Annotated in this window: 12 protein-coding genes; 9 read left to right on the top strand and 3 right to left on the bottom strand. The window is 75.6% G+C overall.

All coding sequences use genetic code 11. The features are described from left to right. The first annotated feature begins 54 nt into the window (after positions 1-54). The 4 genes from JIG38_RS07700 (at position 55) to arsM (ending at position 3925) form a co-directional block, all read left to right on the top strand. A complete protein-coding gene (locus JIG38_RS07700) occupies positions 55-1005 on the top strand; it encodes a MetQ/NlpA family ABC transporter substrate-binding protein (RefSeq protein ID WP_199423181.1) in 951 nt (316 codons plus the stop codon). 35 nt (positions 1006-1040) lie between these two features. Then, positions 1041-2501, top strand: coding sequence for an LLM class flavin-dependent oxidoreductase (locus JIG38_RS07705; protein WP_307844674.1), 1461 nt, complete (start codon positions 1041-1043; stop codon positions 2499-2501). Positions 2502-2603: 102 nt separating this feature from the next. Continuing rightward, entirely contained in the window at positions 2604-3011 is a 408-nt protein-coding gene (locus JIG38_RS07710; RefSeq protein WP_199423183.1) for an SRPBCC family protein, read from the top strand. Positions 3012-3157: 146 nt separating this feature from the next. Further along, on the top strand, positions 3158-3925 hold the full coding sequence (gene arsM / locus JIG38_RS07715) for an arsenite methyltransferase (RefSeq protein ID WP_199423185.1): 768 nt from the start codon (positions 3158-3160) through the stop codon (positions 3923-3925). A gap of 35 nt (positions 3926-3960) precedes the next feature. On the opposite strand, the gene uvsE is transcribed toward arsM, so the two are convergent. Next, positions 3961-4947 carry a UV DNA damage repair endonuclease UvsE gene (gene uvsE / locus JIG38_RS07720; protein ID WP_199423186.1) on the bottom strand — a complete coding sequence of 329 codons (987 nt, stop codon included), beginning with the start codon at positions 4945-4947 and terminating at the stop codon, positions 3961-3963. Positions 4948-5015: 68 nt separating this feature from the next. Between uvsE and JIG38_RS07725 the strand changes: the two genes are divergently transcribed. The 4 genes from JIG38_RS07725 (at position 5016) to JIG38_RS07740 (ending at position 9411) form a co-directional block, all read left to right on the top strand. Continuing rightward, the gene (locus tag JIG38_RS07725) at positions 5016-6032 is read left to right on the top strand and encodes an Fpg/Nei family DNA glycosylase (protein ID WP_199423187.1); all 1017 of its coding nucleotides are present in this window, start codon (positions 5016-5018) and stop codon (positions 6030-6032) included. Between the two features lie 48 nt (positions 6033-6080). Beyond that, complete coding sequence (locus JIG38_RS07730) at positions 6081-7031, top strand: GNAT family N-acetyltransferase (RefSeq protein ID WP_199423188.1); 951 nt, start codon at positions 6081-6083, stop codon at positions 7029-7031. Between the two features lie 52 nt (positions 7032-7083). Further along, positions 7084-7851 (top strand): enoyl-ACP reductase FabI, encoded by a 768-nt coding sequence (gene fabI / locus JIG38_RS07735; protein WP_199423189.1) that lies wholly within the window; start codon positions 7084-7086, stop codon positions 7849-7851. A gap of 105 nt (positions 7852-7956) precedes the next feature. Beyond that, a complete protein-coding gene (locus JIG38_RS07740) occupies positions 7957-9411 on the top strand; it encodes a beta/alpha barrel domain-containing protein (RefSeq protein ID WP_199423190.1) in 1455 nt (484 codons plus the stop codon). A 27-nt stretch (positions 9412-9438) separates the two neighbouring features. On the opposite strand, the gene JIG38_RS07745 is transcribed toward JIG38_RS07740, so the two are convergent. Both JIG38_RS07745 and folE read right to left on the bottom strand, forming a co-directional pair. Next, positions 9439-10668, bottom strand: coding sequence for an NAD(P)/FAD-dependent oxidoreductase (locus tag JIG38_RS07745; RefSeq protein WP_199423191.1), 1230 nt, complete (start codon positions 10666-10668; stop codon positions 9439-9441). After that, a complete protein-coding gene (gene folE / locus JIG38_RS07750) occupies positions 10665-11318 on the bottom strand; it encodes a GTP cyclohydrolase I FolE (RefSeq protein ID WP_307844675.1) in 654 nt (217 codons plus the stop codon). The genes JIG38_RS07745 and folE overlap by 4 nt, the downstream gene beginning before the upstream one ends. A gap of 88 nt (positions 11319-11406) precedes the next feature. Between folE and JIG38_RS07755 the strand changes: the two genes are divergently transcribed. Continuing rightward, complete coding sequence (locus tag JIG38_RS07755) at positions 11407-12129, top strand: helix-turn-helix transcriptional regulator (protein WP_199423192.1); 723 nt, start codon at positions 11407-11409, stop codon at positions 12127-12129. Positions 12130-12145: the final 16 nt, after the last annotated feature.

The raw sequence follows: 12145 nt of genomic DNA on the forward strand, positions 1-12145 counted from the left end.
CCACGCCGCCCGGGACGCACCACCCCCACCACCACGCACCCAGGAGTCACTGCCATGACCACCACCCAGACCGACGCCACCCGCACCGACGGGCCGGGCGACCACGACGGGCACGACCACGACGGGCACGACCACGGCTTCGAGATCACGCGCCGGCGCCGCTGGCCGTGGATCGCCGGGGGCGCGGTCGTCGTCGTCGCGGCCGCCGCGGCGATCGTCGTCCCGCGCCTCGGCGGCGCGGCGAGCCCCAACGAGATCGCGGGCGCGACGCTCTACGTCGCGACCGCCGAGGGCAACGCGCGCGAGCAGGCGCTCGTCGAGTTCGTCGCCGAGGAGGTCGCGCCCGACTACGGCATCACCGTCGAGTTCAAGGGCCTCGCGGACAGCAACACGATCAACCGCGCCGTGAACGACGGCGAGGTCGCCGCGACCGTGTACCAGCACAAGCTCTGGCTGGGCCAGGTGCTCGAGGCCAACCCCGACTTCGAGGAGACGGCGGCGACGCCCGTGTTCCGCTGGGGCTTCGGCCTGTGGTCGGAGAAGTGGGACTCGGTCGAGGAGATCCCCGACGGGGCGACCATCTCGCTGTACTCGGACCCGGCCAACGAGGCGCAGGGCCTGTGGGTCCTCGAGCGGGCGGGCCTCATCACGCTCGACCCGGCGGTCGACAAGTGGACGGCGACCCAGGACGACGTCGTCGAGAACCCGAAGAACCTGGAGTTCGTGCTGCTCGACTTCGGTGCGCAGTCCCGCGCCCTGCCCGACCTCGACGCCGCCGTCGGCTACACCGAGTACTACATCGCCGCCAAGATCCCGCTCGAGCAGCAGATCTTCGCCCCGCCGGCGCCCGACGAGTTCGCGGGCCAGCTCACCGTCGGCACGCGGTGGATCGACGAGCCCAACATCCAGAACCTCATCAAGGCGTTCCAGGACCCGCGCGTCCAGGAGTACCTGGCCACCGACCCCGAGGTGCAGGGCGTCCTGCTCCCGCTCGACGCCGAGTGACCCGCACCGCACGACCGACCGAGAAGGAGACCCTCGTGAGCGAGACCCCCGAGAAGAAGCGCATCGTCCTCAACGCGTTCGACATGACGTGCGTGACCCACCAGGCCGCGGGCACGTGGCGCCACCCGGACAGCCGCGCGTGGGACTACAACACGCTCGAGTACTGGACCGAGCTCGCGCAGCTCCTCGAGCGCGGGAAGTTCGACTCGCTGTTCATCGCCGACGTCGTGGGCGTGTACGACGTCTACCGCGGCACGGTCGCAGGCTCGCTCACGGACGCCGTCCAGGTCCCGGTGAACGACCCGTTCCTCCAGGTCCCGGCGATGGCCGCGGTCACCGAGCACCTCGGCTTCGGCATCACGAGCGCCCTGACCTACGAGCAGCCCTACGCGCTCGCCCGGAAGTTCTCGACGCTCGACCACCTGACGAAGGGCCGCGTGGCCTGGAACGTCGTCACGGGCTACCTCAACAGCGCGGCGATCAACCTCGGCTTCGACAAGCAGATGAGCCACGACGCGCGGTACGACCTCGCGGACGAGTTCCTCGACGTGACCTACAAGCTGTGGGAGGGCAGCTGGGACGACGACGCCGTCGTGCGCGACAAGGAGCGCGGGGTCTTCACCGACCCGACGAAGGTGCACCCCATCGGCCACCGGGGCGAGTTCTACTCCGTGCCCGGCATCCACCTGTCGGAGCCCAGCCCGCAGCGCACCCCGGTGATCTTCCAGGCCGGCGCGTCGCCGCGCGGCCGGGGCTTCGCCGCGAAGCACGGCGAGGGGGTCTTCATCAGCCCCGGCACCATCGCCCAGGCGCGCGAGACCACCGACGACATCCGCGACCGCGCCGAGGCGCTCGGCCGCTCGCGCGACTCGGTGAAGATCTTCACGCTCATCACCGTGATCACGGCCGAGACGGACGAGGCGGCGCAGGCGAAGTTCGAGGACTACCTGCGCTACGCCAACCCCGAGGGCGCGCTGTCGCTCTACGGCGGGTGGACCGGCGTCGACTTCTCCGAGTACGACCCGGACCAGCCGCTCGTCGAGGTCGAGAACGACTCGCTGCGCTCGGCGCTGCAGATGCTCACGACGATCGACCCCGACCGCGCGTGGACGCCGCTCGACATCGTCACCAAGCGCAGCATCGGCGGCCTCGGCCCGGTGCTCGTCGGCTCGGTCGAGCGCGTCGCCGACGAGCTCGAGCGCTGGGTCGACGAGGGCGGCATCGACGGCTTCAACTTCGCGTACGCGATCACGCCCGGCACGTTCGAGGACCTCGTCGAGCTCGTGGTCCCCGAGCTGCAGCGGCGCGGGCGCGCTCGCACCGAGTACGAGGGCTCGACGCTGCGCGAGAACCTCTTCGGCGAGGGGCACGTGTACGCCGAGGACACGCACCCCGCCCGGCAGTACCACGGCGCCTTCACCGGCGGCGCGAGCGCCGCGGACGGCACCAAGGAGTCGAAGATCTCCGACCACCTCGCGCAGACCGCGCTGGTCTGAGCGCACGCACGACGGCGCCCGTCGTCCCCCCGCGGGGCGGCGGGCGTCGTCGCGCACGACGTGCGCCTTGTGGTGCCGCACCGACGCGGCGAGACTCCGCGCATGGCGCAGCCCACCCAGCCCACCGAGTACGTGGCCGTGACGATCGAGCGGCCGGCCCGCGAGGTCTACGCCTACGCGAGCGACCCCGCGCACCTCTCGGCGTGGGCGGCGGGCCTGGCCGCGACGCTCGAGGAGGTCGACGGGCGCTGGGTCGCGGACACGCCGGACGGGCGGATGTCGGTCGCGTTCGCGCCGGCGAACCCGTTCGGGGTGGCCGACCACGTGATCACGCTGCCGGGCGGCGAGGTGGTCGAGGTGCCGATGCGCGTCGTGCCCAACGGCGACGGGTGCGACGTCGTCTTCTCGCTCCGGCGGCCGCCGACGATGACGGACGACGAGCTGGCGCGCGACCGCGCCGCCGTGCAGGCCGACCTCGACACGCTCAAGCGACTGCTCGAGGCGCGCTGACCGGGCGGGCCGAGGCCAGCGGGGAGCGCCGGTCGGGTCCGCGAGCGCCTCCAGGGAAAGATCGATGCAGGTCGATATTGACAAGCGTCGATCATTCCTCCACGCTCCTCACATCGACGTCCGTCGATATGACACGAGGAGGAACCATGGACCAGGACATCCGCGAGCAGGTCCGGGCGCGCTACGCCCTCGCCGCCGTGCAGGGCACGGGTGACGCGGGGTGCTGCGGCGGGTCGGACGGCTGCTGCGACGGCACCGACGTCGTCGTCGACGAGCGCTTCGGCGCCGGCCTCTACGGCGCCGAGGACGCCGCGGCCGTGCCCGCCGAGGCGCTGGCCGCGTCGCTGGGCTGCGGCAACCCGCTCGTCGTGGCGGAGCTGCGTGAGGGCGAGCGCGTGCTCGACCTGGGCTCCGGCGGCGGGATCGACGTCCTGCTCTCGGCCCGCCGCGTCGGCGAGTCCGGCTTCGCCTACGGCGTCGACATGACCGACGAGATGCTCGAGCTCGCGCGAGCCAACGCGGAGCGCGCGGGCGCGACCAACGTCGAGTTCCGCAAGGGCACCATCGAGGACCTGCCGCTCGACGACGCGACGGTCGACGTCGTCGTCTCCAACTGCGTGGTCAACCTCTCGACCGACAAGCCGGCCGTCCTCGCCGAGGCGTTCCGCGTGCTCGTGCCCGGGGGGCGCGTGGGCATCTCCGACGTGGTCGCCGAGGACCACCTCACGCCCGCCCAGCGCGCCGAGCGCGGGTCCTACGTCGGGTGCATCGCCGGCGCCCTGTCGCGCACCGAGTACCTCGAGGGGCTCGCGGCCGCGGGCTTCGTGGACGCGGTCGTCGAGCCGACGCACGCCGTCGCGGACGGCATGCACGGCGCGATCGTGCGCGCGCGCAAGCCCGTCGCCGCGGGCTGACAGCCCCGCGCGGCGGCGCCGAGGAGCACGGGCGGTCAGGTGCGCGTGCGCTCCTCGGCCGCCGCGACCTCCGGGAACAGCCGGGCGAGCGCGGCGCGCGCGTGGGCGACGGCGAGGTCCTTGGCCTTCGCCTCGAGCATGACGTCGAGAGGTCCGGGCGCCGCGCGCAGCAGGTCGACGAGGTCCCAGGGGGCGACGAAGTCGGCGTGCGGCGTGAGCCGCGGGGTCACGGGCACGCGCTCGACCCGGCGCGTGCCCGCGGGTCGGCGCTCGCTGATCTCGAGGTCGAGGCGCGGGCTCGACAGGTGCACCTTGGGGCGCACGTCGGCGGGCCACGTGGCGTACGCGGCCCGCAGCGCCTCCGCGGGCGGGACCTCGACCGACTCGGGCGACGTGCGGTGGTGGTGGTGGTCGTAGGCGATGCGGACGCCCGTGCGCCGGTGCAGCTCGAGCACGTCCGTGACGCCGAACGGGCCGTCGTCGTTCTCGAGCGCGAGGCGCGCCCGCGCGCGGTCCGACAGCCGCTCGTAGGCGCGCGCCCACCGGTCGAGCGCGGACGGCCGGTCCCCGTAGAGCCCGCCCACGTGCACGACGACGGCCGCCTCGGGGCCCTGGCCGAGCGCGTCGAGGAGCGCGGTGTCCATCTCGAGGTCGGCCGACGCGCGTGCGACGAGGTCCGGGTCGGCGGAGTTGATGACCGTGTACTGGCCGGGGTGCGTGGAGAGCCGCAGCCCGAGCGAGCGGGCGCGGTCGCCGAGCGCGGCGAGCTGGTCGGCGCACGCGTCGAGCTGGCGGCGGTAGTGCAGGTCCGGCAGGTCGGGGTGGGTGCCGTAGGGGATCGTCCCGCTCGAGAGGCGGAACATGCGCACGTCGATCCGCTCGAGGTGGTCGAAGGCAGGACCGAGCAGCTCGAGCGACCGCGACAGGTGCGGCCCGGACTGCCACCGCCGCATGTCCGACGTCGCGAGCCCGCCGGCCCCCAGGATCTTCACGGCGAAGCCGAGCCGGTAGGGGTGGGTCACCGGACCATCGTCAGGGCAGGCGCCCGCTCCCGCCTGCCGACGTCGGAGCGCTGACGTAGCCTCGGGCGGTGCCCGAAGGTCATACCGTCCACCGGATCGCCCGCCAGTTCGACGCCGACCTCGTGGGTCACCGCCTGGCGGTCAGCTCCCCCCAGGGACGCTTCGCGGAGGGCGCGGCGCTGCTCGACGGCGCCGAGCTGACGACGTCGGCGGCGCTCGGCAAGCACCTGTTCCTCGGCTTCGGCTCCGACCCGGACGGGCGGGGCGTGCTGCCCGGCGCCGCGGTCGTCGCTGAGCGCTGGCTGCACGTCCACCTCGGCCTCTACGGCGCGTGGGACTTCCACGGGCGCGTCTCGCCGCTGGGCGACGGCGGCCCGGTCGCGTCCCTCGGCGCGCCGCGGCGGCGCGCGGTCCGCATGGGCGAGGGCGAGCGCGCGCTCCCGGGCGACGGCGGTGGCGGAGCCGAGGTCGCCGAGGAGCCCGAGGAACGGTTGCTCGAGGAGCCCGACGCCCCCTTCCCGCCCGCGCCGGTCGGCCAGGTCCGGGTGCGCCTCGCGGCGCCGGAGACGGTCGCCGACCTGCGCGGCGCGATCACGTGCGAGGTCCTCACGCCCGACGACGTCGCCGGCATCGTCGCGAAGGCCGGCCCGGACCCGCGCGTCGACGCGTGGCCCGACCCGCAGGGCCGGTTCGTCGAGGCGGTCCGCCGGCGCAAGGTCGCCGTCGGGCAGCTGCTCATGGACCAGGCGGTCGTCAGCGGGATCGGCAACATCTACCGCGCCGAGCTGCTGTTCCGTGCGCACCTCGAGCCGCACACGCCCGGCGCGCAGGTCCCCGCCGAGGTGCTCGAGGGCCTCTGGCAGGACTGGGTCGCGCTGCTCGACGACGGCGTCCGGGTCGGGGCGATGCTCACGCGCGAGGACCTCGCCGACGAGGCCGCGCGCGCCGCGGCGCTCGCCGACCCGACCCTCCGGCACGCGGTCTACGGGCGCGCGGGCGAGCCGTGCCTGCGCTGCGGCGCGATGGTGCTGCGCGAGGACATGGCCACCCGCACGCTCTACTGGTGCCCGGGCTGCCAGGTGTGAGGTGGGAATGAGGTGGGCCGCCGCCCGGACCTGGTGTGGGATCGCGGCATGACGGTCGTCCTGGGCAGGCCCGGCGTGGTGGACCTCGGCGCCGTCGTGCGCGCGCTGGGCAGCTGGCAGCGAGACGACGGCCCGGTCCAGCTGCACCCGGGCGACGTCGGGTGGTTCGGACGGTTCGGCGCGGACGCTACCGCCGCCGCACTGCGCACGTGGAGCCGTGACGGGAGGGCCCTCGCGGTCGGCCTGCTCGACGGCGAGCGGCTGCTCCGGCTCGCGGTCGCGCCGGGGGCCGAGGACGACGAGGAGCTCGCGCGGCACCTGGCCGACGACGTCGCGCACCCGGAGCGCGGCGTGCTGCCCGCGGGCGAGGTCGACGTCGAGGCGCGGTGCGGCGGGGCGCTGGTCGCCCGGCTGCGCGCCGCCGGATGGAGCGACGGCGAGCCGTGGACGCCCCTCGTCCGCGGCCTCGCAGGGCCGGTCGAGGACCCGGGCCTGCACATCGAGACGGTCGCAGCCGACCGTGCTCCGGCCTGGGCGGCGGTGCAGGCCGCGGCGTTCGGCCGGCCGGCGCCCGCGGTCGAGCGGTGGCACGCGATGGCCGACGGCCCGGCGTTCGCCGACGCGCGGTGCCTGCTCGCCCACGACCGCGACGGCGCCGCGGTCGCGGCGGCCACCGTGTGGTCGGCCGGGCCGGGCCGGCCGGGCCTCCTCGAGCCGATGGGCGTCCACCCCGACCACCGGCGGCGCGGCCACGGTGTCGCGATGACGCTCGCCGCGGCGGCCGCCCTCCGGGCACTGGGCGCGTCGAGCGTCGTGGTCTGCACACCGAGCGCGAACGTCGCCGCCGTCGCGACCTACCGGGCCGCCGGCTTCGTGGAGCTGCCCGCCGTGCGGGACGTGCACCGTGGCCCGGCGCGCCCGCCGTTGTCGCCACCGGACAACGCGGGCGCCGGAACTCGTGACGGCGACGCGCCCTCGGCCCCCGAGCCGCTCGGCTAGCGTCGGCGCGCCGCACCCGTCGCGGCCCCCCACCAGCCTGGACGGAGCCCCAATGGGTCTGCTCGACGGCAAGAACCTTCTCGTCACCGGCGTCCTCACCGAGGGCTCGATCGCGTTCCACGTGGCGCGGCTCGCGCAGGAGCAGGGCGCTCGGGTCGTGCTCACCTCCTTCGGGCGGCAGCTGCGGATCACCCAGGCGATGGCGCGGCGCCTGCCCGTCGAGGCGCCGGTGGGGGAGCTCGACGTGACCTCGACGGGCGACCTCGCCGCGCTCGCGGGCCGGGTCGGCGAGCACGTCGACCGGCTCGACGGCGTCGTGCACTCGGTCGGCTTCGCGCCCCAGTCCGTGCTCGGCGGGCGCTTCCTCGAGGCGGGGTGGGAGGACGTCGCGACGGCCCTGCACGTGTCGGCCTACTCGCTCCAGGCGCTCGCGGTCGCCGCCGCGCCGCTGATGGGGCGCGGCTCGTCGGTCGTCGGCCTCACGTTCGACGCGCGCTACGCGTGGCCGGTCTACGACTGGATGGGCGTCGCGAAGGCCGCGCTCGAGGCGACGTCGCGCTACCTCGCGCGCGACCTGGGGCCGCGCGGCGTCCGCGCGAACCTCGTCGCGGCCGGCCCGGTCCGCACGACCGCGGCCACGCACATCCCGGGCTTCGAGGAGATCGAGAGCGGCTGGTCCGCGCGCGCGCCGCTCGGCTGGGACGTCCGCGACCCCGAGCCGACCGCGCGCGCCGTCGTCGCCCTGCTGTCCGACTGGTTCCCCGCGACCACGGGCGAGGTCGTGCACGTCGACGGCGGGTTCCACGCGGTCGGGACCTGAGCCGACGTCGCCCGCCAGGGACGAAGGTCCGCCTCCCACCAGGGGCGGCGCACGAGACTTACGGCCGCGTAGGTTACGCATCCGTAGGTCGTCGGGAGACCCTTCATGGCCGCAGCGCCGGCACGTCCGACCCGCTCGACCCCCGCGGCGGCGATCCGCCCGCACGTCATCCAGGGCGGCATGGGCGTCGCCGTGTCGTCGTGGCCGCTCGCCCGCGCGGTGTCGCTCGCGGGGCAGCTCGGCGTCGTCTCGGGCACCGCGCTCGACGTCGTGACCGCCCGGCGCCTGCAGGACGGCGACGTCGGCGGGCACCTGCGCCGCGCGCTCGCCCACTTCCCGGTGCCCGCGATGGCGGCGCGCGTGGTCGAGCGGTACTTCCGTCCCGACGCACGGCCGCCGGGGCTGCCCTACCTGCCCGTGCCCAAGCTGGGGCTGCGACCGTCCGCCCGCGCGACGGAGCTGTCCGTCGTCGCGTCGTTCGCCGAGGTCTGGCTCGCCAAGGAGGGGCACACGCGCGCGGTCGGGATCAACCTGCTCGAGAAGATCCAGATGGCGACGCCGAGCGCGGTCCTCGGGGCGATGCTCGCAGGCGTCGACGTCGTGCTCATGGGTGCGGGCATCCCGGCGCAGATGCCCCGGCTGCTCGACCGGCTGGCCCGGCGGGAACCCGCTTCCGTCGACGTGCGCGTCGACGGCGCGACCACCGGCTACGAGGTCGGCGTCGACCCGCAGGCATTCACCGGCGCGCACGACGAGCCGCTGCACCGCCCGATGTTCCTCGCGGTCATCGCCGCGCACGTGCTGGCCGTCCACCTCGCGCGGGACGCCGCCACGGCGCCCGACGGCTTCGTCGTCGAGGGCCACCGCGCGGGCGGGCACAACGCGCCCGCGCGCGGCCGTCCGGTCCTCACCGACGACGGCCAGCCCGTCTTCGGCCCGCGGGACGACGCCGACCTGGCCGCGGTCGCCGCCGTGGGTCTGCCGTTCTGGATCGGCGGCGGCCAGGGCGCGCCCGGGCAGGTGCGACGCGCACGCGAGGCGGGCGCCGTCGGCGTGCAGGTCGGCTCCCTCTTCGCGCTCGCCGAGGAGTCCGGCCTCGACCCTGACCTGCGCGGGCGCGCGCTCGCGGACCTCGCGGCGGGCACGCTCGAGGTGCGCACCGACCCCCGCGCGTCGCCCACCGGGTTCCCCTTCAAGGTCGCCCGGCTCGCCGGCACCCAGTCGGACCCGGAGGTCCACGCGGCGCGCGAGCGGCTGTGCGACGTCGGCCACCTGCGGGTCCCGTTCGAGCGCGCGCCGGGGTCCGTCGGCTACCGCTGCCCGGGCGAACCGCTCGCCGCGTACGTCGAGAAGGGCGGCGACGTGGCCGACACCGAGGGCCGCACCTGCCTGTGCAACGGCCTCCTCGCCGACGTCGGCCTCGCCCAGACGCGCCGCGACGGCTACGTGGAGCCGGCCCTCGTCACGCTCGGCAGCGACCTCGACGGGGCGCGGGACCTCGCCCTCCGGCACCCCGCGGGCTGGACCGCCGCCGACGTCGTCGACCACCTGCTCGCCTGACCCGCCCGAGGTCCCGCCCTCGCGCGGCTACAGCCGGTCGAGGGGGACGTCCCCGGCCAGGTGTGCCCGGTCGACCCGGCGGCCGGAGACGACGAGCTCCTCGATCTGCTCCGAGACGTCCCACACGTTGATGTTCGCGCCGGCGAGCACGCGCCCGTCGCGCAGCCAGAACGCGATCAGCTCGCGCGACGCGAGGTCGCCGCGCAGGACGACGTCGTCGTAGCCGTCCGGGCCGACGTGGCCGACGTACTCCATCCCGAGGTCGTACTGGTCGGTGAAGAAGAAGGGCAGCCGGCGGTCGGGCTCGCTCCGGCCGAGGATCGTCCGTGCGGCGGTCTCGCCGTGCCGCACGGCCGTCGCCCAGTGCTCGACCCGCACGCGTGTGCGGAGCACGGGGTGCCACGCGTGCGCGATGTCTCCGGCCGCGAGCACGCGCGGGTCGCTCGTGCGCAGCAGCTCGTCGACGACGACGCCGTTCGCGACCTCGAGCCCCGCGGCCTCGGCGAGCGCGGTGCGCGGCACCACCCCCACGCCGACGACGACGACGTCCGCGGGCACCGTGCTGCCGTCGCCGAGCGTGACGCCCGTGACCCGCTCGTCGCCGGCGAGCGCCGTCGCCTGCACGTCCGTGCGCACGTCGACCCCGTGGTCCCGGTGCAGCGCCGTGAGCAGGGGTGCGACCTCTGGTCCCAGCACGCGCAGGAGGGGCATCGGGCCCGCCTCGAGCACGGTCACCTCGCCACCCCGCTCCCGGGCGACGGCCGCGACCTCGAGCCCGATCCACCCGCCGCCCACGACGACGACGCGTGCGCCGGGCACGAGCGCGTCGCGCAGGCGGTCCGCGTCGTCGACCGTGCGCAGGGTGTGGACGCCGGACAGGTCCGCGCCGGGCACGGCCAGCCGGCGCGGCTCGGCCCCCGTCGCGAGCACGAGGTGGTCCCACCGGAGGTCCTCACCGTCGGCGAGGCGCACGGTCGCCGACGCGCGGTCGACGGCCGTCACGCGCGTCGCCCGGCGCAGGTCGACGTCGTGCTCGGCGTACCAGGCCTCGGGCTGCAGCGTGGCGGTGTCGGTGGGAGCGCCCGCGTCGTCGACGTCGGTCCCGCGCAGGCGACCCTTGGACAGGGGTGGCCGCTGGTAGGGCAGGTGCGGCTCGTCGCCCACGAGCACGACGCGGCCGTCGTACCCCTCGGCGCGCAGGGTCTGCGCGACCGTCGCGCCGGCCACGCTCGCGCCCACGACCACGGTGACGCTCATCGCGGACCGCCCGACGGCGCTGCGAGCGCGAGGAACTCGGCGCGCGACCGTGCGTCGTCGCGCAGCGTCCCGAGGAGCGCGGACGTCACGGTCGTGGCGTCGGCCGCACGCACGCCGCGCAGCGACATGCACTGGTGGTCCGCCTCGACGACGACGCCCACGCCGCGCGGCTCGAGCGTCTCCCACAGCCAGCGCGCCACCTGCTGCGTGAGGCGCTCCTGGACCTGCGGCCTGCGCGCGAACAGCTCGACGACGCGCGCGAGCTTGGACAGCCCGAGGATGCGCTCGCCCGGCAGGTAGCCGACGTGCGCGACACCCGTGAACGGCAGCAGGTGGTGCTCGCACACGGACTGCACCGGCAGCGACCGCGCCACGACGAGCTCGTCGTAGCCCTCGTCGTTGGGGAACGTCGTGAGGTCGAACGGGCGCGGCGTGAGCATCTCGGCGTAGGCGCGGGCCATGCGGGCCGGGCTCTCGGTGCGCGACTCGTCGTCGAGGTCGACGCCGAGCGCGACGAGGAAGGCGCGGGCCGCGTCCTCCGCGGCGTCGAGGTCGACCGCCGTCGTCGGCGCGACGCGCAGGTGGCGCGGCGTCGCGCCGGTGCCGCCCCGGGCGTCGTCGCGCGGCACGGTGAGCGTGGAGAGGGTCACGGCGACCTCCGAGGTCTTGAGGAGAACATCGTTGACGTTAGACGCGCCCCGCTCTTCCGTCAATGGTCGTCTCCGTTAGAGTTCAGCCATGACGGACCAGCCGGACCCGGGGCCGGGCGCCTCCACCGCGGACCTCGCCCGCGCGGGCGCGCTGGCCGAGCCCGTGCGCCGGACGCTCTTCGACTGCGTCGTCCGCCTCGGCCGCGCGGCGAGCCGCGAGGAGGTCGCGGCGGCGGCGGGCGTCCCCGTCCACACGGCGAAGTTCCACCTCGACAAGCTCGTCGAGCACGGCCTGCTCGACGTCGAGTTCCGGCGGCTGACGGGGCGCACCGGCCCGGGCGCCGGACGTCCGGCCAAGCTCTACCGGCGCTCCGCGCGCGAGGTGCAGGTGTCGCTCCCGACCCGGCGCTACGACCTCGCGGGCTCCGTGCTGGCGACGGCGGTCGAGTCCGCCGCGCGGTCGGGCGCGCCCGTGATGGCCGAGCTTGCGCGCGCGGCGCGCGGCGCGGGCACCGGCCTCGGGGAGGCGGCGCTCGCCCGGGGAGGCGAGGGTGCCGGCCCGCGCGCCGCGCTCCTCGCCGCGCTCGCCGACGTCGGCTACGACCCGGCCGAGGAGGGCGCTGACGTCGTGCTGCGCAGCTGCCCGTTCCACGCGCTCGTCGCCGACCACACCGCGCTCGTGTGCGGCATGAACACCGAGCTCCTCGCCGCCGCCGCGGCGGCCTCCGGCGCGGACGTCACCGCGCGGCTCGAGCCGGTGCCGGGCCGGTGCTGCGTGGTGCTCGGCCCGCAGGCGACGTCGGCGGGCTGACCGGTCCGCTGGCAGG

Source organism: Actinotalea solisilvae (assembly GCF_016464425.1).
GTDB classification, from domain to species: Bacteria; Actinomycetota; Actinomycetes; order Actinomycetales; family Cellulomonadaceae; genus Actinotalea; species Actinotalea solisilvae.